Consider the following 25,610-nt stretch of genomic DNA (forward strand, 5'->3'; position numbering starts at 1 on the left):
ACCGGCCCGTCGTCACCCGTACGTGCTAATCCGCGGGTCAACAACCTGCGGCTCCCCCTCCCGCCGTCCTAGGCTCCGACGCTGAGCGGTACGGCTGGGGAGGGGGCGTGATGGAGGCGGTTCCGGCACGGGCCCGGGCGTACGTCGCCGGTGTCGTCGTCCTCGCGCTGATCTGCCTGGCCCCGCCGCCGTCCGTGCGGACGCCCTGGTGGGCGGTGGTCCTGCTCGCCCTGCTGTACGCCGGCTGCGAGCGGGCCGCCGCCCGCCGGCCGTTCACCGGGACCTTCTACCCCGTCCTCCTCGCCGGGGCCTTCCTGCTGCCCCCGCCCGCCGCCGCCCTAGTGGCGCTGCCGGGGGCGCTGCTGTCCCGCGCCGCGCAGCGGCCCCGCCGGCTGCGGCGGGTGTGGCGGGCGGCGCAGCTCGTCGTCGGCGTGTGGCTGGCCGCGCGCGTGCACGGGGCGCTCGGCGGGCGGGACGCCGTGGTCCACGCCGACTTCCCGTACGCGCTCGTCCCGGCCGGCGCCGCGATCCTCACGTTCTGCCTGGTGCTGAGCGTGCTCGACGCGGGGATCCGGACGCTCGCCGAGAGGGTTCCGGTACGCGCCTGGCAGGGGCTGTTCCTGCGCTCCCTCGCGCCGGTCGCCGTGCAGGGGCTGGCCGGGCTGATGATGGCCGTGCTCTGGCGCAGTCCGTACGGGCCCGTCGCCGCGCTGCTCGTGCTGCTGCCGATGTGCGTGTCCTGGTGGGTGTTCGCGCAGTACCACCGCGAGCGCGCCGCCCACCAGGCGACGATCCGGGCCCTCGTGCAGGCCGTCGACATCAAGGACGGCTACACCCGCGGGCACAGCGAGCGGGTCGGACAGGCGTCGATGATGATCGCGCGGGAGCTCGCGATGGACGAGGGCCGCGTCGAGGTGCTGCGCTTCGCCGGCATCCTGCACGACGTGGGGAAGCTGGGCGTGCCCACGCGGCTGCTGCGCAAGGACGGGCCGCTGACCCCCGAGGAGCGCCGGGTGATCGAGCTGCATCCCGAGTACGGGCACGAGATGGTGCGCGGGATCTGCTTCCTCGGCGAGGCCCGGGCGGCCGTCCTGCACCACCATGAGCGGCTGGACGGAAGCGGGTACCCGTACGGCCTCCGGGGGAGCCAGATCCCGGAGTCCGCGCGGGTGGTGGCGGTCGCCGACGCGTTCGACGCGATGACCTCCACCCGTTCCTACCGGCGGGCCCGGCCGGTGGCCGCGGCGCTGGAGGAGCTGCGGCGGTGCGCCGGGACCCAGTTCGACCCCGCGATGGTGGCGGCCCTCGTGCGCGCGCTGGGCCGGCACGGCTGGCACCCCGCCGTCACCGCGGACGAGACCCGCCCGCCCCCGCCCCGCCCCCCGGTCGCCGGCCGGCCGGAAGCCCGCCGATGAGCGGCCGCCGGCCCCCGTTCCTCCTCGCCCTCGTCCACACCTCCGCGGGCCTCCTCGCCACCCTCTCCCTCGCCGCCACCCTCTGGACCGGCCTCGACGAACGCGGGGTCGCCCTCGCCTTCGGGGTGCTGGTCACCGTCGGAGAGCTCACCCGGTGGGCCGGCACCCACGCCAGGGAGGCCGCGCCGCTCGGGGCCGCGGGCGCCCTGGCGTACGCGCTGCTGGGGGCGGACGCCGGGCAGCCGACGCGGCACGGGGCCCTCCAGGTCGTCGCCGTGGTGCTCGCCGCCTCCCTGCTCGGCAGCGTGCCGCACATCGCGCGCGGGCGGCCGACCCTCGACCACCTGGCCCGGCGGGTGCTCACCGTCGGGTTCGCCGCCGTGTGCTTCCAGCCCCTCCACCACCAGGGGACGTTCCAGGACTGGGGCTCCGCCCACGCCCTGCTGCTGCTCGCGCTGCTCGCCCTCACCGCGCTGTGCGACGCCGTGCTCGCCGCCGCGCTCGCGCACTCCCGGACCGGGTGGCCCTTCGGCCCGCTGCTGCGGGACGAACTGCGGGCGCTGCTCGGGATCGGGTCCGCCGTCTGCGCGACCGGCGCCGTGATGGCGCTGGCGGTGGCCGTGGCCGGACTGTGGGCGGTGCCCGTGTTCTCGTTGCCGCTGCTGCTCACCCAGCTGTCCTTCCGGCGGTACGCCGCCGTGCGGGCCACCTACCGGCAGACCATCGCCTCCCTGGCCCGGGCCACCGAGATCGCCGGGTACACCCCGGCCGGGCACGCCCGCCGGGTCGCCGCGCTCAGCCTCGCCGTCGGCCGGGACCTCGGACTGTCCGGGCCCGAGCTCACCGTGCTGGAGTACGCGGCCCTCATGCACGACATCGGGCAGCTGAGCCTCGTCGACCCCGTCCCGGCGGGCGCGACGGCCGGGCTGCCCCCGGCGGAGCAGCGGCGCATCGCCCTGCTCGGCGGGGCCGTCGTCCGGCAGACCGGGGTGAGCCCGCAGGTCGCGGCGGTCGTGGAACGGCAGGCCGACCCCTGGGCGGAGCAGCCGGTCGCCGCACGGATCGTGCGGGCTGTCAACGCGTACGAGGAGAAGGCCCGGGACGCCGGGCCCGGCGGACCGCTGAAGGCACTGGAGGAGCTGCGCCTGGCCGGTGCCGGGCAGTACGCGCCCGAGGTGGTGGAGGCGCTGGCCGGAGTCCTGTCGCGGGACTGTCTGACCCCGGTCCCCGCTGGGTAACCCATGGGTAATGAGCGACGTTCCAGCCGTACGTGGTTGGATGCGAAGGAGAGTGTGTCCGGGGGCACAGCCAGCCCACTCCACGGAACTGGCAGGCGGGAATCGTGAGGATCTTCGGCAAGGGACGGAACCGGCCCTCCGCCTCCTGGCGGCAGGCCACAGACCGCGCGTTCACGCTGATCGGAGACGGTCGGTACGAGGACGCGGGCGCACTGCTGACGCGAGCCGCCGATCTCGAACCCTGGCTGTCGGAGTCCTGGTTCAACCTCGCCCTGCTGCACAAGTTCCGGCACGACTGGGAGCAGGCGCGGGCGGCGGGCCTGCGCGCCGTGGCCCTGCTCGACCGGGCGACGGGCGCACCCGACTGGTGGAACGTCGGCATCGCCGCCACCGCCCTGCAGGACTGGCCGCTGGCCCGGCGGGCCTGGCAGGCGTACGGACTGCGGGTGCCCGGGGGTGCCACGGCGAACGGCGAGCCGCTCGGCATGGATCTCGGCAGCGCCGCCGTACGGCTGTCCCCGGAGGGGGAGGCCGAGGTGGTGTGGGGGCGGCGGCTGGACCCCGCCCGCGTCGAGGTGCTCTCGATCCCGCTGCCGTCGTCGGGGCGGCGCTGGGGCGAGGTCGTCCTGCACGACGGGGTGCCGCACGGCGAGCGCACCACGACCGCCGGGCACGCCTATCCGGTGTTCGACGAGATCGAGCTGTGGGCGCCGTCGCCGGTGCCGACGTGGGTGGTGCTGCTGGAGGCCGCCACCGAGGACGACCGGGACGCGCTGGAACAGCTGGCCGCGGACGCCGGCTTCGCCGCCGAGGACTGGTCCTCGTCCGTGCGGCTGCTGTGCCGGATGTGCTCCGAGTCGCGGATGCCGTCCGACGAGGGGGACGGGGAGCATCTCGACCCGCACGACCACAGCGAGCCGGGGCATCCCGGGCCGCTCGGACACCGGACCGACGGGCAGCTGTGGGTGCCGGAGCGGGAGTGCGGGCTGGCCGCGCCCGCCTCCCTGGTGCGCGGGCTGCTGGACGGCTGGGTCGCGGACAGCCCGGACTCCCGGGACTGGCGGGATCTCGAAGAGGTCTGCTGAGCCGCCGACGCGGATCGCCGTACCCTGTATGCGCATCACACTCCCTGTTCATCTAGGAAGGCGTACGTCGGTCATGGCGCAGCAGGACACCGATCAGCAGCACGTAGGCGTGCTCCCCGTGGACGACGAGGGTTTCGTCATCGACACCGAGGACTGCGAGGAGCGCGAGAGCGCCTGGCGGGAGCGCGGCACCTCGCGGCCGATCACGGTCGTCGGAAACCCGGTGCTGCACAAGGAGTGCAAGGACGTCACCGGGTTCGGCGCGGAGCTGGACCAGCTGGTCGCGGACATGTTCGCCTCGCAGCGCACCGCCGAGGGCGTGGGCCTGGCCGCCAACCAGATCGGTGTCGACCTGAAGGTCTTCGTGTACGACTGCCTGGACGACGAGGGCAAGCGGCACGTCGGTGTCGTGTGCAACCCGAAGGTGGTCGACCTGCCCGCCGACACGCGCCGGCTGGACGACAGCAACGAGGGCTGTCTGTCGGTGCCCACCGCGTACGCGCCGCTCGCCCGCCCGGACTACGCCGAGGTGACCGGGCAGGACGAGCGGGGCAATCCGATCAAGGTGCGCGGCACCGGCTACTTCGCCCGGTGTTTGCAGCACGAGACCGATCACCTGTACGGGTACCTCTACATCGACCGGCTTTCCAAGCGCGAACGCAAGGACGCGCTGCGGCAGATGGCCGAGAACGAGCCCCGCTACCCCGTGGTCGCCAACGACTGAGGCCCCTCGGACCTCACCGACTCCCTTCCGCACGGCGCTTGTTCGCGAACCCCTTCCCGAACAGGCGCCGTTCGCCTGTCCGTCGCACGTTCGATCGCTTCTGCTCCTCTGGTGATCCCGAACCAGTCACGCACGGGGAGAATCTCGGCGTTGTGGGGTAGCGAATGGAGCAAATCCGTTCCCAGAGCGGTCAGTTGTGGTGCTGAATGGGGTGTGCGGGGATACGCAACGGCGCACGCCCGGCACAGCGGGAGGGGCGTGCGCGACTGGCGGCTGGAAGGGGTTTGTTCGTGCCTGCTTTCCCACACAGCACCACATCGACGCCGACGGCGGTCGCGGTTCCACCATCGCTCTCTCTCCCGGTGATCGAGGCAGCGTTTCCCAGGCAACTGCACCCGTATTGGCCCAGGCTCCAGGAGAAGACCCGAACCTGGCTACTGGAAAAACGGCTCATGCCGGCGGACAAGGTCGCGGAATATGCCGACGGCCTGTGCTACACCGACCTCATGGCGGGGTACTACCTGGGTGCCCCCGACGAGGTCCTCCAGGCGATAGCCGACTACAGCGCGTGGTTCTTCGTCTGGGACGACCGCCATGACCGCGACATCGTGCACGGCCGCCCGGCCGCCTGGCGGCGGCTCAGGCTCCGGTTGCACGCGGCCCTCGACGCGCCCCGGGAGTATCTGCGTCACGAGGATCCGCTGGTCGCCGGGTTCGCCGACAGCGTGGTGCGGCTGTACTCGTTCCTGCCCGGGTCCTGGAACGCCCGCTTCGCCCGCCACTTCCACGAGGTGATCGAGGCGTACGACCGGGAGTTCCACAACCGCACTCAGGGCATCGTCCCGACCGTGCAGGAATACCTGGCACTGCGCCGCCTCACCTTCGCGCACTGGATCTGGACCGATCTGCTGGAGCCGAGCGCCGGCTGCGCACTGCCGGACCACGTCCGTAACCACCCGGCATATCGGCGGGCGGCACTGCTGAGCCAGGAATTCGCGGCCTGGTACAACGACCTCTGTTCGCTGCCGAAGGAAATAGCGGGCGACGAGGTGCACAATCTCGGAATCAGTCTCATCAAACACGAGGGACTGACCCTGGAAGAAGCGGTCACGGAGATGCGGCGGCGGGTCAAGGAATGCGTGTCCGGATTCCTCGTCGCCGAACGGGAAGCGCTGCGGTTCTCCGAGGACCTCGACGACGGAACAGTGCAGGGAAAGGAACTGAGCGCCGCCGTGCGGGCCTGCGTCTGCAATATGCGGAACTGGTTCAGCACCGTCTACTGGTTCCACCACGAGTCCGGCCGGTACCGGGTCGACAGCTGGGACGACCGGGCCACGCCCCCGTACGTCAACAACGAAGCGGCAGGTGAGAAATGACCGTCGAATCCGTGCAGTCCGATGCGTCCCCGGCCCAGGAGCCGCCCGAGCCGACCCTCGCACGCGGCGGGGTCCCCGGACTCGGCCACGGCTGGAAGCTCGTCCGCGACCCACTGGGCTTCCTGGCCCGGCTGCGGGACGACGGCGACCTGGTCCGGCTGCGGCTCGGCCCGAAGACCGTGTACGCCGTCACCGCGCCGCACCTGGTCGGCGACATGCTCACGAGCCCCGGCTACGAGATCGGCGGGCCGCTCTGGGACACCCTGGACGTGCTGCTCGGCAAGGGCGTGGCGACCAGCAACGGGCCGCTGCACCGGCGCCAGCGGCAGACCATCCAGCCCTCGTTCCGCAAGGACGTCATCCACGAGTACGAGCGGGTCATGGTCGAGGAGTCGCTCGCCTTCGCGGGGCGCTGGCAGCCGGGGGACACCGTCGACGTCACCTCGGAGGCGTTCCGGGTGGGCGTGCGGATGACGGCCCGGTGCTTCCTGCAGATCGAGCACATCGACGACCTGGCCGAGCGGCTGAGCGCCGCCCTCGCCACGGTGTTCGGCGGCATGTACCGGCGGATGATCCTCTCCTTCGGCCCGTTCTACCGGCTGCCGCTTCCCACCCACCGGGAATTCGACCGGGCGCTGGCCGAATTGCATCGGCTGGCCGACGAGGTCATTGCCCAGCGCCGGGCCGCCGCCGAGAATCCGGACGATTTGCTGACCGCCTTGCTGGAGGCAAAGGACGAGAATGGTGAACCAGTCAACTATCAGGAGGTGCACGACCAGGTCATAGCGATTCTCACCCCGGGCAGCGAAACAGTGGGGTCCCAGTTGATGTGGATCTTGCAGTTGCTGGCGGAACACCCGGAACAGGCGGACCGGGTGAGCGAGGAGGTGAAATCTGTGGTGGGCGACCGGCCGATCACATTCGGCGATCTCCGGAAGCTCACACACACGAACAATGTCGTCACCGAGGCCCTGCGGATACGGCCCGCCGTGTGGATTCTGACACGGCGGGCCATGGCCGAGACCGAACTCGGCGGGTATCGCATTCCGGCCGGAGCGGACATCGTGTACAGCCCGCTCGCCCTCCAGCGGGATCCGCGGTCCTACCAGCAGCACCTCGACTTCGACCCGGACCGCTGGCTCCCGGGCAACTCCCGGGAGGTGCCGAAGTACGCGATGAGCCCCTTCAGCGCGGGCAACCGCAAATGCCCGGCCGACCACTTCTCGGTGGCCGAACTCGGCATCATCCTCGCGACGGTGATTCCGAAGTGGCGCTTCGAACGCCTGCCGACGGCCGACGAGTCGACCCGGGTGGGGATCACCCTGCGGCCCAAGCGACTGCTGCTGAAGGCGGTGCCCCGGTGACGGGCCGGCGGTGAGGAACCGGAGGTGACGGGTCAGGCGGCGTCCGAGCCGGCCCCGGCCGCCGGTTCCGGCGCGATCTCCGGTCCCCGGAACGTGCGCCGGTAGGCGTTCGGGGTGGTCCCCACCGCCCGGACGAACTGGTGGCGCAGCGCGGCCGCGTTGCCGAACCCTGTTCGACCGGCGATCGCGTCCACCGTCTCGTCCGTCACCTCCAGCAGCCGCTGGGCCAGCAGCACACGCTGGCGCAGGATCCAGCGGTAGGGAGTCGTCCCCGTCTCCTGCTGGAAGCGACGGGCGAAGGTGCGCGGTGACATGTGCGCGAGCTCGGCGAGCTGCTCGACGGTGACCTCCTCGTCCAGGTGCCGCTCCATCCACACGAGCACCTCACCGACGGTGTCGCACTGCGAGCGGGGCAGCGGCCGCTCGATGTACTGGGCCTGGCCGCCGTCCCGGTGCGGCGGGACGACCATCCGCCGGGCGATCTTGTTGGCGACCTCCGGCCCCTGTTCCTTGCGCACGATGTGCAGACAGGCGTCGATCCCGGCGGCGGTCCCGGCCGAGGTGATCACCGGGTCCTCGTCGACGTACAGCACGTCGGGCTCGACGGTCAGCCGCGGGTACGCCCGGGCCAGCGCGTCCACGTGATGCCAGTGCACGGTGCAGCGCCGGCCGTCGAGCAGTCCGGCCGCCGCGAGCACGAAGACGCCGGAGCAGACGCTGAGCACCCGCGCCCCGCGGTCGACACCGCGCCGCAGGGCGGCCAGCATCTCGGGCGGGAAGACGCGGGTCTCGTAGTCGGCCCCGGCGGGTACGGCGATCAGGTCGGCCGACTCCAGCCGGTCCAGGCCGTGCTCGATCCGCATGGAGAAGCCTCCGCGCGAGCTGAGTGTGGGGCCCTCGGCCGAGGCGACCGCGAAGTCGTACACGGGCAGGCCGTCGTCGCTGCGGTCGGTGCCGAAGACCTCGCAGATGACGCCGAGTTCGAATGGGTTCACGCCGTCGAGGACGACGGCGGCCACGTTCTGGAGCATGCTGCAAGTGTGCCCCGGATGTGGCAGTAAATCGAGGGCTCACGGCAGTCCTGCCACTGTTGGTCAGGAGTGTGGGGCGCGACAGTGGTGTCATGACTACAGCAGAGACACAAGGACTGATCGGAATGCTCACCGTCCTCGGACTCCTCGTCCTCCTGGTCCTCCCGGCGGTGATCGGGATCGCGCACGACAGGCGCGTCGACCGTCGGATCAGGGAGGCCCAGGAGGCCCGTGAGGGCTACGAGGATCAGAAGTCCTCGTCCAGGTCCACGGTGCCCTCCACCGCGACCTGGTACGCGGACGGCCGCCGCTCGAAGAAGTTGGTCAGCTCCTGAACCCCCTGGAGCTCCATGAAGGAGAAGGGGTTCTCCGAGCCGTACACCGGGGCGAAGCCGAGGCGTGTGAGGCGCTGGTCGGCGACGCACTCCAGGTACTGCCGCATGGAGTCGGTGTTCATCCCCGGGAGGCCGTCACCGCACAGGTCGCGCGCGAACTGAAGCTCGGCCTCGACGGCCTCCCCCAGCATCTCGGTGACCTGCCGGCACAGCTCGTCGTCGAACAGCTCCGGCTCCTCCTTGCGGACGGTGTCCACCACGTCGAAGGCGAAGCTCATGTGCATGGTCTCGTCCCGGAACACCCAGTTGGTGCCGGTCGCCAGGCCGTGCAGCAGGCCCCGGCCGCGGAACCAGTAGACGTACGCGAAGGCGCCGTAGAAGAACAGGCCCTCGATGCACGCGGCGAAGCAGATGAGGTTGAGCAGGAAGCGGCGGCGGTCGGAGCGGGTCTCCAGGCGGTCCAGCTGTTCCACCTCGTTGATCCACTTGAAGCAGAAGCCGGCCTTCTCGCGGATGGACGGGATGTTCTCCACCGCGTCGAAGGCGGCCGCCCGGTCCTCGGGGTCCGGCAGGTAGGTGTCCAGCAGGGTCAGGTAGAACTGGACGTGCACCGCTTCCTCGAAGAGCTGCCTGGAGAGATACAGGCGTGCCTCGGGGGAGTTGATGTGCTTGTACAGGGTGAGCACCAGGTTGTTGGCGACGATCGAGTCGCCCGTCGCGAAGAACGCGACCAGGCGGCCGATCAGGTGCTGCTCGCCCGGTGACAGCTTCGCGAGGTCGGTGACGTCGGAGTGGAGGTCGACCTCCTCCACGGTCCAGGTGTTCTTGATGGCGTCCCGGTAGCGCTCGTAGAAGTCGGGGTAGCGCATGGGGCGCAGGGTGAGTTCGAAGCCGGGGTCGAGAAGGTTCTTCACGGTGGAGCTCATCACTGACAGGCCTCACAGGACTCGGGGTTCTCCAGGGAACAGGCGACGGCCTCTTCGGGGGCCGGCAACCGCGCGGGGGCGGTGGCCCGCGCGGCGCGGGCGATGCGGGTCGCCGGGCGCGAGCGCAGGTAGTACGTCGTCTTCAGGCCCGACTTCCAGGCGTACGCGTACATCGAGGAGAGCTTGCCGATGGTCGGCGTCTCCAGGAACAGGTTCAGCGACTGCGACTGGTCCAGGAACGGCGTCCGGGCCGCCGCCATGTCGATCAGGCCGCGCTGCGGGATCTCCCACGCCGTGCGGTACAGCGCCCGTACGTCCTCGGGGATCCAGGTGAAGGCCCGCACCGAGCCGTTCGCCTCGCGCAGCGCCTCGCGGGTGCGCGCGTCCCAGACACCGAGCCGCTTCAGGTCCTTCACCAGGTACGAGTTGACCTGGAGGAACTCGCCGGACAGGGTCTCCCGCTTGAACAGGTTGGACACCTGCGGCTCGACGCACTCGTACACCCCCGCGATCGACGCGATGGTGGCGGTCGGCGCGATGGCGAGCAGCAGGGAGTTGCGCATGCCGGTGGCCGCGATCCGGGCCCGCAGGGCGGCCCAGCGCTCCGGCCAGGTCAGCTCGGCGTCGTAGTGGTCGGGGTGCAGGACACCCCGGGCCGTACGGGTCTTCTCCCAGGCCGGCAGCGGGCCGTCGCGCTCGGCGAGGTCGGCGGAGGCCTCGTACGCGGCGAGCATGAGGCGCTCGGCGATGCGCGTGGACAGCCGCCCGGCCGCAGGCGAGTCGAAGGGCAGGCGCAGTTGGAAGAAGACGTCCTGGAGGCCCATCACTCCGAGGCCGACCGGGCGCCACCTCGCGTTGGAGCGGCCGGCCTGCTCGGTCGGGTAGTGGTTGATGTCGACGACCCGGTCGAGGAAGGTCACGGCGGTGCGGACGGTGGCGTCCAGCCGCTCCCAGTCCATGTCGCCGCTCCCGCGGTCGACGAAGGCGCCGAGGTTGACCGAGCCCAGGTTGCAGACCGCCGTCTCCCCGTCGTCCGTGACCTCCAGGATCTCCGTGCAGAGGTTGGAGGAGTGGACGACGTGGCCCGGCTCGGCCGTCTGGTTGGCGGTGCGGTTGGCGGCGTCCTTGAAGGTCATCCAGCCGTTTCCGGTCTGCGCGAGGGTGCGCATCATGCGGCCGTAGAGGTCACGGGCGGGCAGGGTCCTGCGGGCGAGGCCCGCTGCCTCGGCCTTGTGGTAGGCGGCGTCGAACTCCTCGCCCCACAGGTCGACCAGCTCGGGCACGTCGGACGGCGAGAAGAGCGACCACGGCGCGTCGGCGTCGACCCGGCGCATGAACTCGTCCGGGACCCAGTGCGCGAGGTTCAGGTTGTGCGTACGGCGGGCGTCCTCGCCGGTGTTGTCGCGCAGTTCCAGGAACTCCTCGATGTCCGCGTGCCAGGTCTCCAGGTAGACCGCCGCGGCGCCCTTGCGCCGGCCGCCCTGGTTCACGGCGGCGACCGAGGCGTCCAGGGTCTTCAGGAACGGGACGATGCCGTTGGAGTGCCCGTTGGTGCCGCGGATCAGCGAACCGCGGGCGCGGACGCGGGAGTAGGCGATGCCGATGCCGCCCGCGTGCTTCGAGAGGCGGGCCACCTGGTGGTAGCGGTCGTAGAGGGAGTCCAGCTCGTCCTTCGGGGAGTCGAGGAGGTAGCAGGACGACATCTGGGGGTGCCGGGTCCCGGAGTTGAAGAGGGTGGGGGAGGAGGGGAGGTAGTCGAGGCGGCTCATGAGGACGTAGAGCGCCGCGACCTCCTCCAGGGCGCGGGCGGTGTCGTCCCCGGCGAGACCCGACGCCACCCGGAGCATGAAGTGCTGGGGCGTCTCGATGACCTTGCGGGTGATCGGATGCCGGAGCAGATAGCGGCTGTGCAGGGTGCGCAGGCCGAAGTAGCCGAAGCGGTCGTCGGCGTGCGGGTCGATCAGCGCGTCGAGACGGGCGGCGTGGACGCGTACGAACTCGGCCGTGCGGTCGGCGAGAAGCCCTTCCCGGTGCCCCACGGCGACGGAGTCGGTGAAGGCCGTGACGCCCTGGGAGGCGGCCTCGGCGCGGATGCCGACCGTCAGCAGCCGGGCGGCCAGCCGCGAGTAGGCGGGGTCCTCGGAGATGAGGCCGGCCGCCACCTCCGTGGCCAGCTCACGCAGCTCCGCCTCGTCCGCCCGCGCGGACCGGCCGCGCAGCGCGGCGGCGGCGACCCGTCCGGGGTCCGCGTCGGGGAGGTCGGCGGTCAGCTCGGTCAGGGTCCGCAGCAACGCGGTTCCCGGGCCGTCGGGTTCCACCGGGGTGGTCGCTGAGGCCGGATCGACTGGCGCGATGGTCACGTGGGGCTCTCCCTCGCTCGGCGACGGGGCCACACGGTGGGCAGGGGGCAGCACGAGCGCACGCGGCGTCGCGTCCACCGGCCCATTCCACGAGGCCCGGACGTCAGGGCACCCGGACCGTTCGGCCGGGCGCGCTGTCGGCAGGTCCTCGGACTGGACAAGGCGTGCGTAGGCACGCATGTACACCGTTGCGGGACAGTTCCGGATTCGCACCGGATTCCCCTGCGGCGACAGCGAGCACGAGCATACATCTTGTGCCTGTCGAGGGAAGTGCCCCCAGATGTTGTGTCGCTCCGGTTCGGAGGGTCGACTCGGCAGTGGACGGAGCGCATGCCCGCACGCCAGGGACGGACGGTTACGGCGACGGCTCAGGGACGGGGGCGGTTACGGCGACCGGTCAGGCCGACCGGTGCCGCTACGGCGACGGGCCGCCGGTTCTCGCCGGCGGCCCGTCGTCATCCGTGTGCGGTTCAGTGCGCGGAGCCCGCCGTCGCCGGCGGCAGCTCCACCTGGACGCCCGGGTCGCCCGCGTCGGCCGTGTAGTCCGCCGGGGATGTCTCGTCGATGCCGTCCGGGGCCTTCAGCGCCCTGAGGACGAAGGTCAGCACCACCGTCACCACCACGTTCAGCACGAACGCCGTCAGGCCGATGTAGCCGATCTCGCCGATGCCGGGGATCTCCTTCGACGAGCCGCCGAAGTGCTTCTGGGTCGGCGAGGCCACGCCGTACGCGGCGGCCGTGCCGTACACCATGCCGACCGCCCAGCCCGCGAGCAGGGCCCAGCGGTGGAACCAACGGGTGAACAGGCCGCCCACCAGGGCCGGGAAGGTCTGCAGGATCCAGATGCCGCCGAGCAGCTGGAAGTTGATCGCGACCGTCTTGTCCATGGTCAGGACGAAGGCCAGCGCGCCCACCTTCACCAGGAGCGACACCAGTTTGGAGACCTTGGTCTCCTGCGCCGGGGTCGCGTCCGGCTTGATGAAGTCCTTGTAGATGTTGCGGGTGAAGAGGTTCGCCGCCGCGATCGACATGATGGCCGCCGGGACGAGGGCACCGATGCCGATCGCCGCGAAGGCCACGCCCGCGAACCAGTCCGGGAACATGTCCTCGAACAGCTGCGGGATCGCCAACTGCCCGTTGGAGACCTTGACTCCGGCCGCGATCGCCATGAAACCGAGCAGGGCGAGCAGCCCCAGCATCAGCGAGTACAGCGGCAGGATCGTGGTGTTGCGGCGGATCACCTCACGGCTGCGCGAGGACAGCGTCGCCGTGATCGAGTGCGGGTACATGAAGAGCGCAAGCGCCGAGCCCAGCGCCAGCGTGGCGTACGTCCACTGGCCCGCCTCGGCCGGTACCAGGGCCCCGCGCGGGGCGCCCGTCGCCGGGTTGGGCTGGCTGAACGCCTCGCCCGCCTTGGCGAAGATGTCGTCGAAGCCGCCCAGCTTGATCGGGATGTAGATGATCGCCACCGCGATGACGAGGTAGATCAGCGTGTCCTTCACGAACGCGATCAGCGCGGGGGCCCGCAGCCCCGACGAGTACGTGTACGCCGCCAGCACCCCGAACGCGATCAGCAGCGGCAGGTCCTTGACGAACCAGTTGGTGTCCTCACCGCCGCCGACGCCCATCACGTCCAGCACGGCCTGGATGCCGACCAGTTGGAGCGCGATGTACGGCATCGTCGCGAGGATGCCGGTGACGGCCACCGCCAGCGACAGCCCCTTGGAGCCGAACCGTCCGCGCACGAAGTCCGAGGTCGTCACGTACCCGTGCTTGTGCGAGACGGACCACAGGCGCGGCAGGAAGGTGAAGATCAGCGGGTAGATCAGGATGGTGTACGGCACCGCGAAGAAGCCGGCCGCGCCCGCCGCGTAGATCGCCGCCGGGACGGCCACGAAGGTGTACGCCGTGTACAGGTCGCCGCCGAGCAGGAACCAGGTGACCCAGGTGCCGAACGACCGGCCGCCCAGACCCCATTCGTCGAGGCTGTGCTCGTTCTCGGCCTTGCGCCAGCGCGCGGCGAGGAAGCCCAGGACCGTGACGGCCAGGAAGAAGAAGATGAAGACCGCGAGCGCGACGCCGTTGACTCCGTCGTTCATGTGGACGCACCCCCGTCCGTGGACCGGGCGGCGGCGCGGGTGCGCTGGTCACGCTGCCACAGCTGGTACGCGATCATCGTCAGCGCGGTGGAGATGACCACCCAGGCCATCTGGTACCAGTAGAAGAACGGTATGCCGATGAACGTGGGATCGGTCTTGGCGTACGAGCCCACCCACAGCATCGCCACGAACGGCGCGACGAGACAGAGGCCGATCACCACACGTGCCGGTGTCACCACCGGTGGCCTCACTTCAGGCGCATCTGACATGTCGCGGCTCCGTTCCCTCAGTGATCACCTGTGCAAGCGCAGGCAATCTAGGTCACGGTGTCGCGGGAGCGGAACCCCTCGTCCGCATACCGGTATGTGATGGTTCTGTGTCGGCCGTCAGCAGCAACGGAAGCCCTGCCGGGGGTCCTTCTCCTGCCGGTCCGTGCGCATCCGCTCGAAGTCCCGCCGGGAGGGCACCCGCGCGTCCGGGTGCCCCTTGCGCAGGTGCGCGACATGGCGGTCGTACGCCGACTCGTCGGTCAGCTCCCGCAGATACCAGCGCACTCCTCTAAACGCCCGTACCAGAGCCGACCGCACGCCGCTCCTCCTCCTTCTCCTCGCGGGTGGGGAACAGCCCGGCCGGAGCGACGATCTCCGACTCGACGTACGGCGCCTCGCTCAGCGTCGACAGCGCCGGGCGCCGCACGTGCCGGACGCACACCCGGCCGGCGTCGGCGATCACCACCACGATCAGCAGTGCGAGGACGGCCGACAGGACGCCGTCCACCGTGGAGTTGGTGACCACGGTGTGCATGTCGTCCATGGTCTTGGCGGGCGGCAGCACCTCGCCCCGGTCGATCGCGTCCTGGAACACGGACCGCTGCTCGAAGAAGCCGACCTTCGGGTCACTGGAGAACACCTTCTGCCAGCTCGCCGTCAGCGTGACCGTGGCGTCCCAGGCGAGCGGAACCCCGGTGATCCAGGCCCACTTGAGGCGCCCGGACTTCACCAGCAGGGTCGTGCAGACGGCCAGGGCGACCGCCGCGAGCAGCTGGTTGGAGATGCCGAAGACCGGGAACAACTGGTTGATCCCGCCGAGGGGTTCGTGGACGCCGACCCACAGGAAGTACCCCCACAGGGCGCACACCGCCGCGCTCGTGATGACCAGCCCGGGTTTCCAGCTGACGTTCTTGAAGGGCCGGTAGACGTTGCCCAGCATGTCCTGGAGCATGAACCGGCCCACGCGGGTGCCGGCGTCCAGCGCGGTCAGGATGAACAGTGCCTCGAACATGATCGCGAAGTGGTACCAGAAGGCCTTCAGGCCCCCGCCCGTCACCTCGGAGAAGATCTGCGAGACCCCGACGGCGAGCGTGGGCGCGCCGCCGGTGCGGGAGAGCAGGGTGGACTCCTCGACGTCCTTGGCCGCCCGGGCGAGTTCGGCGGGGGTGATGGAGTAGCCCCAGCCGGTCACCACCTGCGAGGCGCTCTCCACCGTCGTGCCGATCGTGCCCGCCGGCGCGTTCATCGCGAAGTACAGGCCCGGGTCGATGACGCTCGCCGCGACCAGCGCCATCACGGCGACCGACGACTCCATCAGCATGGAGCCGTAGCCGATCATCCGGACCTGCGTCTCCTTCTGGATCATCTTCGGCGTCGTACCGGACGAGATGAGCGAGTGGAAGCCGGACAGCGCTCCGCAGGCGATGGTGATGAAGACGAACGGGAACAGGGACCCGGCGAAGACCGGCCCGTCGCCGCGCGAGGCGAAGTCGGTGACCGGGTCCATCCGCAGGGTCGGCAGCGCGATCACCACCCCGAGCGCGAGCAGCACGATCGTGCCGATCTTCATGAAGGTGGAGAGGTAGTCGCGGGGCGCCAGCAGCATCCACACCGGCAGGATCGAGGCGATGAAGCCGTACGCCACCAGCCAGACGACCAGCGTGGAGGGCGCGAGCGTGAAGGTGTCCGCCCACGACGACTCGGCGACCCAGCGGCCGGAGACCAGCGCGAGCAGCAGCAGCGCCACCCCGATCAGCGAGACCTCGGTGACCCGGCCGGGGCGCAGGACGCGCAGGTAGAAGCCCATCAGCAGGGCGATCGGGATCGTCATCGCGATGGAGAAGGTGCCCCACGGCGAGGCGGCCAGGGCGTTCACGATGACCAGGGCCAGCACACCGAGCAGGATGATCATGATGGCGAAGGCCGCGAGCAGCGCCGCCGCCCCGCCGAACGGGCCGATCTCCTCCCGTGCCATCTGGCCCAGCGACCGGCCGTCCCGGCGGGTGGAGAAGAACAGCACCACCATGTCCTGGACGGCGCCCGCGAAGATGACGCCCACGATGATCCAGATCGTGCCCGGCAGATAGCCCATCTGCGCGGCCAGCACCGGCCCGACCAGCGGACCGGCACCGGCGATCGCCGCGAAGTGGTGGCCCAGCAGGACCCGGCGGTCGGTGGGATGGAAGTCGATGCCGTTGTCCAGCCGCTCCGCCGGGGTGGCCCGCGTCCGGTCGACCTTGAGCACCCTGTACGCGATGAACTTCGAGTAGAAGCGGTAGGCGACGGTGTACGAGCCGAGGGCCGCCGCCACCATCCAGGCGGCCGACACCTCCTCGCCCCGGGAGAGCGCGAGCACGGACCAGCCCGCCGCGCCGACGAGCGCGACGAGGGTCCACACGACGATGGTTCGGACGTTCGCGGTACGCACTGGGAGGTCCCCCCGTCCATGCGGCGACGGGAGGACCGTAGAGCAGGAAGCACGGTTGCGCCACACCGCGTGCCGTACTCGTGCGGGTGCGGTGCTCCTACTCGACGGGCCGCTTCAGCCGGGCCACGAACTTGTACCGGTCGCCCCGGTAGACCGAGCGCACCCACTCCACCGGCTGTCCCTGCCGGTCCAGCGAGTGCCGGGACAGCATCAGCATCGGCAGGCCGACGTCGGTGCCGAGCAGGCCGGCCTCGCGTGGGGTGGCCAGCGAGGTCTCGATGGTCTCCTCGGCCTCGGCGAGACGGACGTCGTAGACCTCGGCCAGGGCCGTGTACAGGGAGGTGTACTTCACCAGGCTGCGACGCAGCGCCGGGAAGCGCTTGGCGCTCAGGTGGGTGGTCTCGATGGCCATGGGCTCGCCGTTGGCCATGCGCAGCCGCTCGATGCGCAGCACCCGGCCGCCGGCTGTGATGTCGAGCAGCCCGGCGAGCCGGTCGTCGGCGGTGATGTAGCCGATGTCCAGCAGCTGCGAGGTGGGTTCGAGACCCTGGGCGCGCATGTCCTCGGTGTACGAGGTGAGTTGCAGCGCCTGCGAGACCTTCGGCTTGGCGACGAACGTGCCCTTGCCCTGGATGCGCTCCAGGCGCCCCTCGACGACCAGTTCCTGAAGCGCCTGGCGCACGGTGGTGCGCGAGGTGTCGAACTCGGCGGCCAGGGTGCGCTCGGGCGGCACCGGGGTGCCGGGCGACTGCGTCTCCGTCATGTCGAGGAGGTGCCTTTTCAGGCGGTAGTACTTGGGCACGCGCGCGGTACGGACACTCGCCCCACCCTCGTTCTCCGCACTGCTCACGTCGGTGCTCATGCCCTGCCTTCCCGGCTCCGGATGCGGCTCACATCGTGGCACGGCAGCGTACCGGCACTGTGCCGCACGCTGCGTGATCCCCTCTGTATACCGTCGCCCTCCCGCCTGGTCTAGTCCACCAGGGTAAATGGTCTACCGGACGCACGTCCTCCGGTGACGGGCTTTTCGCTGGCTTCTTACTTAAAGGTTCCTGCATATGTAGGTCGCATAACGGCTGGTCAGAGCACATTCTCGACCCTTGACAGGTCTATGGGCGTGGGCCAAGCTCCGGGTACTGGTCTACACCATTGGTCCAGGTCCCGGCCCCACGTGCACCGCGGGGAGCCAGGGGGGTTTGTGGCATCCCTGAGGAGGGTGGCGTGAAGCGCAAGCTGATAGCCGCGATCGGTATCGCGGGCATGATGGTCTCCATCGCGGCATGTGGGGACGACAGCGGCAGCGGGGGCTCGGACAAGAGCGGGGCCGACGCCAAGGAACTGACCGTCTGGCTCACCGTCGACGCGCAGAACAACTGGCCGGAGCTGGTGAAGGCCGCCGACGCCGCCGTGAAGAAGAAGCACCCCGGCATCAGGATCGAGCACGAGTACTACGGCTGGCCGGACAAGAACACCAAGCTCGACGCCGTCCTCGCCACCGACAAGGTCCCCGACGTGGTCGAGATGGGCAACACCGAGATGCTCGGCTACATGGTCAAGGGCGCCTTCGCGCCCCTCGACCCGGCGCAGTTCGACAACTCCGCCGCCTGGCTGGACGGCCTCAAGGCCTCGGTGACGTACCAGGACAAGACGTACGGCGTGCCCTACTACGCGGGCGGTCGCGTCGCCAACTGGCGCAAGGACCTGTTCGCCTCGGCGGGCGTCAAGTCCACGCCGAAGACCTACGCCGAGCTGACCGCCGCCCTGGACAAGGTCCAGAAGCAGGAGGGCGACAAGTTCAGCGCCTGGTACCAGCCCACCCGTGACTGGTACGCGGCCATGTCCTTCGTCTACGACGCCGGCGGCTCGATCGCCGTCGAGTCGGGCGGCGAGTGGAAGGGCAACCTCTCCTCGCCGGAGTCGGTCAAGGGCCTCACCGCGTTCAAGAACGTCGTCGACAGGTACATGCACGGCGACAAGACCAAGGACGAGTCCGACCGTTACATCGTCTACGGCCAGGGCAAGTCCGGCATGATCTTCGGCGCGGCCTGGGAGGGCGCGACCTCCGAAGACCCGAAGAACGACAAGAGCGGCAAGCTCAAGGGCAACCTCGAGAACTTCGTGATGCCCGGCCCGTCCGGCAAGAACCTCCCCGTCTTCCTGGGCGGCTCCGACCTCGCCGTGCCGGTGAAGTCGGACGCGCAGGCGGTCGCCGCCGAGTGGATCAACGCGTTCACCGGTCCGTCCGGCCAGCAGGGCCTGATGGCCAAGGGCAACCTGCCCAACAACAAGACCGACCTCGCCACCCTGAAGAAGGACCCGAAGACGGCGGTCCCGGCCACCGCGGCCGAGTCCAACTGGTTCGTCCCGATGGCACCGGGCTGGGGCCAGGTGGAGAAGGCGCAGATCCTGCAGACCATGCTGCAGAACATCGGCACCGGCAAGAAGTCGGTCGAGGCCGCCGCGAAGGAAGCGGACGCCGCGATCGACAAGGTCATCAACGTCAAGTGACCACCGGCGGGGCCCCGTTCTCACCGACGGGGCCCCGCTTCTCGTACGACTGTGCGGGCTTGCGCACGGGCGTGAGGGCTTCGTACGACCTGAGGGACCGCTGAGGAGCGCGCGGATGAGTGCCGACACGACCACCCCTGCCAAGGTGCCGCCGCCGCGGCAGGCACCGCCACCACCGGCCGTCGCGAGGAAGCCACCCGGGAAACGGCCCTCGACCGGGGTCCACGTGCCCTGGCTGCTGCTCGCCCCCTGTCTCCTGATCCTCGCCCTGGTCCTCGGCTATCCCCTGGTCCGCCTGGTCACCCTCTCCTTCCAGAAGTTCGGGCAGTCCCAGCTGTGGGGCTTCCAGCCGGCCGAGTCGGTCGGGCTCGACAACTTCACCAAGGTGCTGGGCGACGGCGAGTTCTGGGCGGTCGTCGTCCGGACCATCGTCTTCGCGGCCGGCTGCGTGATCTTCACGATGGTCATCGGCATGCTCGTCGCGCTGCTGCTCCAGCGCGTCTCCGGCTGGGTGAAGGTCCTCATCAACATCGCGCTGGTGGCCAGTTGGGGCATGCCGATCATCGTCGCCACCACGGTCTTCAAGTGGCTGTTCGACGCGGACTACGGCATCCTCAACGCGCTGCTCAGCAGGTTGCCCGGCGTCGACCTCATCGGCCACAACTGGTTCGCGAGCGGACCGCAGGGCCTGGCCGTGATCATGCTGCTGGTGGTCTGGGGTGCCGTGCCCTTCGTCGTGATCACCCTGAGCGCCGGTCTCACCCAGGTCCCCAAGGAACTGGAGGAGGCGGCCCGGCTGGACGGCGCGGGCGCCTGGAACGTCTTCCGGTACGTCACGCTCCCCATCCTCAAGCCGATCATCGTGATGCTCACGACCCTGTCGGTCATCTGGGACATGGGTGTCTTCCCGCAGGTCTTCGTGATGCGCAACGGCCACCCGGAGGCCGAGTTCCAGCTGCTCACCACCTACTCCTACGACCGCGCCTTCGTGGTCAACGACTACGCGCAGGGCTCGGCCATCGCCCTGCTCACCGTGGTGCTGCTGCTCGGCGTGGTCGCCGTCTACATGCGTCAGATGCTGAAGATCGGAGACGTCGAATGAGTCCTGTGGCTGAGCCGCGCCGGAAGTCCCGGCTCGGCTGGAACCTGCTCGGCCTCCTCGTCTTCGTCACCGCCGGCTTCCCCGTCTACTGGATGCTCAACACGGCGTTCAAGCCGGCCAAGGACGCCATCGACCCGGACCCGAGCCTGCTGCCGACGGGCCTGACCCTGTCCAACTTCAGCCGCGCGCTGGACATCGCGGACTTCTGGGGGCCGGTCGGCCGCAGCCTGGTCGTCTCCCTCGCGGTGGTCGTGATCGGCATGATCGTCGGCATGCTGGCCGCGCTCGCCATCTCCCGGTTCGCCTTCCGCGGCCGCAAGATCGTGATCGTCGGCATCCTGGCGGTCCAGATGGTCCCGCTGGTCGCGATGATCATCCCGGTCTTCCTGCTCCTCAACGACCTGGGCCAGTACGACCGGCTGACCGGCCTGATCATCACCTACCTGACCTTCATCCTCCCGTTCACCGTGTGGACGCTGCGTGGCTTCATCGTCAACATCCCGAAGGAACTGGAGGAGGCGGCGATGGTCGACGGTTGCAGCCGCACCAGCGCCTTCGTCCGGGTCGTCTTCCCGCTGCTCGCCCCCGGCATGGTCGCCACCTCGGTCTACGGCTTCATCCAGGCCTGGAACGAGTACCTGTACGCCCTGATGCTGCTCAGCCAGAAGAACCAGACCGCGACCGTCTGGCTCGGCAACTTCACCACCAAGCACGGCACCGAATACGCGCCGATGATGGCCGGAGCCACCCTGATGGCCGTGCCGATCGTCGTCCTCTTCCTCCTCGTCCAGCGCAAGATGGCCGCGGGTCTGACCGCGGGCGCCGTGAAGGGATAACGCACCCGATGACGACATTCGCCAGCGGTACCGGCACCCTGACGCGCGACGCGCTCACCGTGCTCCAGCCCGGCTTCACCGGCACCACCGCCCCCGACTGGCTGCTGCGCCGCCTCGGCGAGGGCCTCGCCTCGGTCGGCCTGTTCGGCCGCAACATCGCCTCGCCCGACCAGCTGTCCGCCCTGACCGCCCAGTTGCGCGCCGAATGTGACGACGTACTGGTCGCGATCGACGAGGAGGGCGGAGACGTCACCCGCCTGGAGGTGCGCACGGGCTCCGGCTTCCCCGGCAACCACGCGCTGGGCGCGGTGGACGACGTGGAACTGACCCGGGAGGTGGCGCGCGCGCTCGGCCACCGTCTCGCGGCCTGCGGCGTCAACTTCAACTGGGCGCCGTCCGCCGACGTGAACTCCAACCCCGACAACCCGGTGATCGGCGTGCGGTCCTTCGGCGCCACCCCCGGCCTGGTCGCCCGGCACACCGCGGCCTACGTCACCGGCCTCCAGTCGGCGGGCGTCGCCGCCTGCACCAAGCACTTCCCGGGCCACGGCGACACGGCGGTCGACTCCCACCACGCGCTGCCCCGCATCGACGCGGACGCCTCGGTGCTGTACGACCGTGAACTGGTCCCCTTCCGCGCGGCGATCGCCGCCGGCACCCGGGCGGTCATGACCGCCCACATCGTGGTCCCGGCCCTGGACCCGGACCGCCCGGCCACCCTGTCCCGCCGGATCCTCACCGACCTGCTGCGCGGCGAACTCGGCTACGAGGGCCTGATCGTCACCGACGGCATGGAGATGCAGGCCATCGCCGGCACCTACGGCATCGAACGCGGCAGCGTCCTCGCCCTGGCGGCCGGCGCCGACGCCATCTGCGTGGGCGGCGGCCTCGCGGACGACGAGACGGTACGCCGCCTGCGCGACGCCCTCGTCTCCGCCGTGCGCTCCGGCGAACTCGCCGAGGAACGCCTCGCGGACGCGGCGGACCGGGTCCGGTCACTGGCCCGCTGGACGGCGTCGGCGAGCGGGCGGGGGAGCGGAGCGGGAAACGGAGCGGTGAGCGGGGCGGGGGTGCCCCCGGCCACCGCCGACGTCGGCCTCCGCGCCGCCCGCCGCGCGCTGCGCCTCACCGGCGCCGAGGACTTCGCCCCGCTCACCGAAGCGCCGTACGTCGCGGCCCTCACCCCGGTGGCGAACATCGCGGTCGGCGACGAGACCCCCTGGGGCGTGGCCGCGGAGCTGGCCCGCCTGCTCCCCGGCACGGAGACCGGGACCTTCACGGACGAGCAGGCCGGGCCCGGGGTGCTCGCGGCGGCCGGCCCGCGCCGCATCGTGGCCGTCGTCCGCGACGAACACCGGCACCCCTGGATGGCGGCGGCCCTCGACACGCTCCTGTCGTCCCGCCCCGACACGATCGTCATCGAGATGGGCCTGCCCCAGGCCACCCCCCGAGGCGCCCTCCACATCGCCACCCACGGCGCCGCCCGCGTCTGCGGCCTCGCGGCGGCGGAGATCATCGCCGCGGAGGCCGACGCGGGAGAGGCCGTCGCGGGGGTGTAGTCCGCACGACGACAGGGCGCCGGATCCCGCGAGGGGTCCGGCGTCTGCGCGTGCTGTCGTTCTCGTGCGGGGCTCGGCGTCTGCGCGTGCTGTCCGTCCCGGCCAGGGCCCGTTCTCCGGTCGGTGCGCCTGGGGCGGTGCGGTGTGCGGCCGGGAGGCGCGGGTCAGCGGTCGGTGGTGGTGCGGCCGGGGGCCGGGGTCCGGTTACGGTGCGGCGTGTGCGGGCCTGGAGGTGTGGCCTCCGGCCGGGAGGTGTGGTCGGTGCGCCGGGGCGGTGCGGTGTGTGGCCGGCGGACCGGGGAGAGTGCGGCCGGGGGGCGGTGCGGCCGGGGCTAGTGCCGTGGCAGGCAACGTTCGCCCCGTCGCGACGCCCGGCACGCCCTCTCGCCGCACCGGCCGAAAGCCCAAGTACATCCAGTACGAGGGCTTCCGGCCGGCACGCCGAGAGCACGCACCGGACGCCGCTCCTTGACGGGCAAACGTTGCCTGCCGCGGCACTAGATCCCCTGCCAGTCCGGCTTGTTGGCGAACGTGTGCCGGAAGTAGTCCGCCAGCTTCAGCTTGGAGGCGGCGGCCTCGTCGGCCACCACCGTCGCGTGCGGGTGGAGCTGGAGGGCCGAGGCCGGGCACACCGCCGCGACCGGCCCCTCCACGGTCGCCGCGACCGCGTCCGCCTTGCCCTCGCCGGTCGCGAGAAGAACCAGGTGCCGGGCTTCCAGGATGGTCCCGATGCCCTGCGTGATCACGTGGTGCGGGACCTGTGCGATGTCTCCGTCGAAGAAACGCGCGTTGTCCACCCGGGTCTGCTCGGTCAGCGTCTTGATCCGGGTCCGCGAGGCCAGCGACGAGCACGGCTCGTTGAACCCGATGTGCCCGTCGGTCCCGATCCCCAGCAACTGGAGGTCCACCCCGCCGGCCCCGGCGAGCGCCCGGTCGTAGGCCTCGCACGCGCCCTGGACGTCCGCGGCCGTCCCGTCCGGCCCCATGAACGAGTCCATCCCGATCCCGAGCGGCTCCAGCACCTCGCGCCGGAGCACCGAACGGTACGACTCCGGGTGTTCGGCGGGCAGCCCCACGTACTCGTCGAGCTGCGCGATCCGCGCCCGCGAGGCGTCCACGGCACCGGAGCGGACCTTCGCCGCCAGCGCCTCGTAGACGGGCAGCGGCGTCGAGCCGGTGGCCACACCGAGCAGGGCGTCGGGCTTGCGCCCGAGCAACTGCGCCATGGCCCCGGCGACGAGTTCGCCGCCCGCCTTGGCATCCGGAACGATGACAACTTCCACGCTGGGCCTGCCGATCTGAGGAGACGGTCTGAACAGAGAGGGCGCGACGGGGACCCGAAGGGGCCTATGTGGTTTAGACCAATCTAACAGAGCCGGCCCCTCCGGCCCAGGTGCGGACAGGCCCGCACCCTCGGGCGCCTCAGGTCAGCGAGCCACCCGTCGCGTCCACCCAGCTCCCGGTGACCCACCGGCCGCCGTCCGAGGCCAGGAACGCGACCACGTCCGCGACGTCCGCCGTCTCGCCCACGCGGCCGAGCGCCGAGACCGCCGCCGCCTGCGCCCAGCCCTCCTCGGTGCCGTGCAGCAGATCGGCGGTGTTGTCCGTGTCGATGATGCCCGGCGCCACCGAGTTCACCGTGATGCCCCGGGGGCCCAGCACCTTCGACAGGTCCCGGGAGAAGACGTCCAGCGCGCCCTTCGTCATCGCGTACGCCATCAAGTGCGGGAAGACCGCGGTACGTGCGAGCCCCGACGATATGTTGACGATCCGGCCGCCGTCGCGCAGCCGGTCCAAGCCGTGCTTGACGATGAAGAACGGCGCCTTCGCGTTGACCGCGAAGACCCGGTCGTACTCCTCCTCGCTGATCACGTCCAGGCCCGGAGTCGTCCCGATCCCGGCGTTGTTCACGAGGATGTCCACGCCGTCCGCGTGCCGGTCGAACTCCTTCCACAGGGCCTCCGCGTCACCCGGCAGCCCCAGTTCGGTGCCGATCGCGAAGGCTGAGCCGCCGGTCGCCTCGATGGCGGCGACCGTCTCCTTCGCCGCCGTCTCGTTCCTGCCGTAGTGCACCGCGACCCGGGCGCCGTCGCGCCCCAGCCGTTCGGCGATCCCGCGCCCGATGCCCCTGCTCGCTCCCGTGACCAGAGCCGTCCTGCCCGCAAGCACGCCCATGTCAAGCTCCCTCCACATTCTCTAGCGGTCGCTACAGAAAAACCGTACAGCATGATCCCGGCACTTCTCTAGTAGCCGCTATACAATTCACTCCATGGTGAGCAGCAAGGACACGAAGGCGCAGGCCAGGCCCGCATCCAAGCCCCGTGGCCGTCCCCGTTCCTTCGACCGCGAGACCGCTCTGGAGAAGGCGCTCCTCGCCTTCTGGCAGCACGGTTACGAGGCCACGTCCGTCTCCGACCTCACCCGCGTGATGGACATCGGCGCCCCGAGCCTCTACGCGGCCTTCGGCGACAAGCGCTCGCTGTTCGAGGAGGTCGTCCGGGAGTACGGCACGAAGTACGGCTCCTTCGGCGACCGCGCCCTCGCCGAGGAACCCACCGCCCGCGCCGCCGTCGAGCGCACCCTGCGCGAGGCCGCCGCCGAGTACACCGACCCGGCCCATCCGTACGGCTGCCTGGTCGTCCACGCGGCCATCAACTGCACGACACCCGAGGTCGAGGCGTCCCTGCGGGAGCGGCGCAACGCCAACATCGCCGCCTTCGAACGCCGTATCCGGGCCGACATCGCCGCCGGAGTGCTGCCGGCCGGCACCGACGCCGCCGCGCTGGCCCGGCACACCGGCGCCATGATCCAGGGGATGTCCCAGCAGGCGCGCGACGGCGCGACCCGGGCCGAGCTGGAGGCGTTGGCGGAAATTGGCCTGACCGTCTGGCCCCGCACATGAACCCACACGGGTTAGGCTGCGTGGTGGTTGTCAGAGCGCCAGGACAGCGGGCG

At 70.6% G+C, this 25,610-nt stretch carries 21 protein-coding genes and 1 riboswitch; of the genes, 11 read left to right on the forward strand and 10 right to left on the reverse strand.

Going from position 1 to position 25,610, the window contains the following annotated elements; genetic code table 11:
* Positions 1 to 110 precede the first annotated feature (110 nt).
* The 6 genes from QQS16_RS27275 (at position 111) to QQS16_RS27300 (ending at position 7,202) form a co-directional block, all read left to right on the forward strand.
* Positions 111 to 1,415 carry an HD-GYP domain-containing protein gene (locus QQS16_RS27275; protein WP_286066474.1) on the forward strand — a complete coding sequence of 435 codons (1,305 nt, stop codon included), beginning with the start codon at positions 111 to 113 and terminating at the stop codon, positions 1,413 to 1,415.
* Complete coding sequence (locus QQS16_RS27280; protein WP_286064658.1) at positions 1,412 to 2,653, forward strand: HD-GYP domain-containing protein; 1,242 nt, start codon at positions 1,412 to 1,414, stop codon at positions 2,651 to 2,653. The genes QQS16_RS27275 and QQS16_RS27280 overlap by 4 nt, the downstream gene beginning before the upstream one ends.
* Positions 2,654 to 2,757: 104 nt before the next feature.
* Positions 2,758 to 3,738 (forward strand): tetratricopeptide repeat protein, encoded by a 981-nt coding sequence (locus tag QQS16_RS27285; protein WP_286064660.1) that lies wholly within the window; start codon positions 2,758 to 2,760, stop codon positions 3,736 to 3,738.
* A gap of 73 nt (positions 3,739 to 3,811) precedes the next feature.
* The gene (gene def, locus QQS16_RS27290) at positions 3,812 to 4,462 is read left to right on the forward strand and encodes a peptide deformylase (protein ID WP_286064661.1); all 651 of its coding nucleotides are present in this window, start codon (positions 3,812 to 3,814) and stop codon (positions 4,460 to 4,462) included.
* 290 nt (positions 4,463 to 4,752) lie between these two features.
* Positions 4,753 to 5,838 carry an epi-isozizaene synthase gene (cyc1, locus tag QQS16_RS27295; protein ID WP_286064663.1) on the forward strand — a complete coding sequence of 362 codons (1,086 nt, stop codon included), beginning with the start codon at positions 4,753 to 4,755 and terminating at the stop codon, positions 5,836 to 5,838.
* Positions 5,835 to 7,202: a bifunctional albaflavenone monooxygenase/terpene synthase gene (locus tag QQS16_RS27300; RefSeq protein ID WP_286064665.1), complete on the forward strand. Its 1,368-nt coding sequence runs from the start codon at positions 5,835 to 5,837 to the stop codon at positions 7,200 to 7,202. The genes cyc1 and QQS16_RS27300 overlap by 4 nt, the downstream gene beginning before the upstream one ends.
* Positions 7,203 to 7,234: 32 nt before the next feature.
* On the opposite strand, the gene QQS16_RS27305 is transcribed toward QQS16_RS27300, so the two are convergent.
* From QQS16_RS27305 to QQS16_RS27345, 8 genes are all read right to left on the reverse strand, one after another.
* Positions 7,235 to 8,233 (reverse strand): GlxA family transcriptional regulator, encoded by a 999-nt coding sequence (locus tag QQS16_RS27305; protein WP_286064666.1) that lies wholly within the window; start codon positions 8,231 to 8,233, stop codon positions 7,235 to 7,237.
* A gap of 247 nt (positions 8,234 to 8,480) precedes the next feature.
* The gene (locus QQS16_RS27315) at positions 8,481 to 9,494 is read right to left on the reverse strand and encodes a ribonucleotide-diphosphate reductase subunit beta (protein WP_286064669.1); all 1,014 of its coding nucleotides are present in this window, start codon (positions 9,492 to 9,494) and stop codon (positions 8,481 to 8,483) included.
* Complete coding sequence (locus QQS16_RS27320; RefSeq protein WP_286064671.1) at positions 9,494 to 11,854, reverse strand: ribonucleoside-diphosphate reductase subunit alpha; 2,361 nt, start codon at positions 11,852 to 11,854, stop codon at positions 9,494 to 9,496. Before QQS16_RS27320 ends, QQS16_RS27315 begins: the two co-directional genes overlap by 1 nt.
* A gap of 122 nt (positions 11,855 to 11,976) precedes the next feature.
* Positions 11,977 to 12,101, reverse strand: a riboswitch (cobalamin riboswitch).
* A 223-nt stretch (positions 12,102 to 12,324) separates the two neighbouring features.
* Positions 12,325 to 13,953 (reverse strand): monocarboxylate uptake permease MctP, encoded by a 1,629-nt coding sequence (mctP, locus tag QQS16_RS27325; protein WP_286064673.1) that lies wholly within the window; start codon positions 13,951 to 13,953, stop codon positions 12,325 to 12,327.
* On the reverse strand, positions 13,950 to 14,222 hold the full coding sequence (locus QQS16_RS27330) for a DUF3311 domain-containing protein (RefSeq protein WP_286064675.1): 273 nt from the start codon (positions 14,220 to 14,222) through the stop codon (positions 13,950 to 13,952). The genes mctP and QQS16_RS27330 overlap by 4 nt, the downstream gene beginning before the upstream one ends.
* A 117-nt stretch (positions 14,223 to 14,339) precedes the next feature.
* On the reverse strand, positions 14,340 to 14,507 hold the full coding sequence (locus QQS16_RS27335) for a YbdD/YjiX family protein (protein ID WP_502963846.1): 168 nt from the start codon (positions 14,505 to 14,507) through the stop codon (positions 14,340 to 14,342).
* A gap of 4 nt (positions 14,508 to 14,511) precedes the next feature.
* Positions 14,512 to 16,650, reverse strand: coding sequence for a carbon starvation CstA family protein (locus QQS16_RS27340; RefSeq protein ID WP_286064678.1), 2,139 nt, complete (start codon positions 16,648 to 16,650; stop codon positions 14,512 to 14,514).
* 97 nt (positions 16,651 to 16,747) lie between these two features.
* A complete protein-coding gene (locus QQS16_RS27345) occupies positions 16,748 to 17,512 on the reverse strand; it encodes a GntR family transcriptional regulator (RefSeq protein WP_286064679.1) in 765 nt (254 codons plus the stop codon).
* Positions 17,513 to 17,871: 359 nt separating this feature from the next.
* On the opposite strand from QQS16_RS27345, the gene QQS16_RS27350 reads away from it, so the two are divergent.
* The 4 genes from QQS16_RS27350 (at position 17,872) to QQS16_RS27365 (ending at position 22,655) form a co-directional block, all read left to right on the forward strand.
* The gene (locus QQS16_RS27350) at positions 17,872 to 19,158 is read left to right on the forward strand and encodes an extracellular solute-binding protein (protein ID WP_286064680.1); all 1,287 of its coding nucleotides are present in this window, start codon (positions 17,872 to 17,874) and stop codon (positions 19,156 to 19,158) included.
* A gap of 115 nt (positions 19,159 to 19,273) precedes the next feature.
* Positions 19,274 to 20,260 (forward strand): carbohydrate ABC transporter permease, encoded by a 987-nt coding sequence (locus tag QQS16_RS27355; RefSeq protein ID WP_286064681.1) that lies wholly within the window; start codon positions 19,274 to 19,276, stop codon positions 20,258 to 20,260.
* Positions 20,257 to 21,096, forward strand: a complete 840-nt coding sequence (locus QQS16_RS27360) for a carbohydrate ABC transporter permease (RefSeq protein ID WP_286064682.1) — start codon at positions 20,257 to 20,259, stop codon at positions 21,094 to 21,096. Before QQS16_RS27355 ends, QQS16_RS27360 begins: the two co-directional genes overlap by 4 nt.
* Before the next feature lie 8 nt (positions 21,097 to 21,104).
* Positions 21,105 to 22,655 carry a glycoside hydrolase family 3 protein gene (locus QQS16_RS27365; protein ID WP_286064683.1) on the forward strand — a complete coding sequence of 517 codons (1,551 nt, stop codon included), beginning with the start codon at positions 21,105 to 21,107 and terminating at the stop codon, positions 22,653 to 22,655.
* 497 nt (positions 22,656 to 23,152) lie between these two features.
* On the opposite strand, the gene nagB is transcribed toward QQS16_RS27365, so the two are convergent.
* Complete coding sequence (nagB, locus tag QQS16_RS27370; protein ID WP_286064684.1) at positions 23,153 to 23,938, reverse strand: glucosamine-6-phosphate deaminase; 786 nt, start codon at positions 23,936 to 23,938, stop codon at positions 23,153 to 23,155.
* Positions 23,939 to 24,077: 139 nt separating this feature from the next.
* Entirely contained in the window at positions 24,078 to 24,830 is a 753-nt protein-coding gene (locus QQS16_RS27375) for an SDR family oxidoreductase (protein WP_286064685.1), read from the reverse strand.
* A gap of 94 nt (positions 24,831 to 24,924) precedes the next feature.
* Between QQS16_RS27375 and QQS16_RS27380 the strand changes: the two genes are divergently transcribed.
* Positions 24,925 to 25,557: a TetR/AcrR family transcriptional regulator gene (locus tag QQS16_RS27380; RefSeq protein WP_286064686.1), complete on the forward strand. Its 633-nt coding sequence runs from the start codon at positions 24,925 to 24,927 to the stop codon at positions 25,555 to 25,557.
* The last annotated feature ends 53 nt before the right edge of the window (positions 25,558 to 25,610 follow it).

Source organism: Streptomyces sp. ALI-76-A (genome assembly GCF_030287445.1).
Lineage (GTDB): Bacteria > Actinomycetota > Actinomycetes > Streptomycetales > Streptomycetaceae > Streptomyces.

Coding starts and splice junctions, on each gene's coding strand:
- mctP (WP_286064673.1), bottom strand. CDS start 13,953: ATGAACGACGGAGTCAACGGCGTCGCGCTCGCGGTCTTCATCTTCTTC.
- QQS16_RS27365 (WP_286064683.1), top strand. CDS start 21,105: ATGACGACATTCGCCAGCGGTACCGGCACCCTGACGCGCGACGCGCTC.
- QQS16_RS27275 (WP_286066474.1), top strand. CDS start 111: ATGGAGGCGGTTCCGGCACGGGCCCGGGCGTACGTCGCCGGTGTCGTC.
- QQS16_RS27375 (WP_286064685.1), bottom strand. CDS start 24,830: ATGGGCGTGCTTGCGGGCAGGACGGCTCTGGTCACGGGAGCGAGCAGG.
- QQS16_RS27345 (WP_286064679.1), bottom strand. CDS start 17,512: ATGAGCACCGACGTGAGCAGTGCGGAGAACGAGGGTGGGGCGAGTGTC.
- QQS16_RS27315 (WP_286064669.1), bottom strand. CDS start 9,494: ATGAGCTCCACCGTGAAGAACCTTCTCGACCCCGGCTTCGAACTCACC.
- QQS16_RS27330 (WP_286064675.1), bottom strand. CDS start 14,222: ATGTCAGATGCGCCTGAAGTGAGGCCACCGGTGGTGACACCGGCACGT.
- QQS16_RS27380 (WP_286064686.1), top strand. CDS start 24,925: ATGGTGAGCAGCAAGGACACGAAGGCGCAGGCCAGGCCCGCATCCAAG.
- def (WP_286064661.1), top strand. CDS start 3,812: ATGGCGCAGCAGGACACCGATCAGCAGCACGTAGGCGTGCTCCCCGTG.
- QQS16_RS27280 (WP_286064658.1), top strand. CDS start 1,412: ATGAGCGGCCGCCGGCCCCCGTTCCTCCTCGCCCTCGTCCACACCTCC.
- QQS16_RS27360 (WP_286064682.1), top strand. CDS start 20,257: ATGAGTCCTGTGGCTGAGCCGCGCCGGAAGTCCCGGCTCGGCTGGAAC.
- QQS16_RS27300 (WP_286064665.1), top strand. CDS start 5,835: ATGACCGTCGAATCCGTGCAGTCCGATGCGTCCCCGGCCCAGGAGCCG.
- QQS16_RS27305 (WP_286064666.1), bottom strand. CDS start 8,233: ATGCTCCAGAACGTGGCCGCCGTCGTCCTCGACGGCGTGAACCCATTC.
- QQS16_RS27355 (WP_286064681.1), top strand. CDS start 19,274: ATGAGTGCCGACACGACCACCCCTGCCAAGGTGCCGCCGCCGCGGCAG.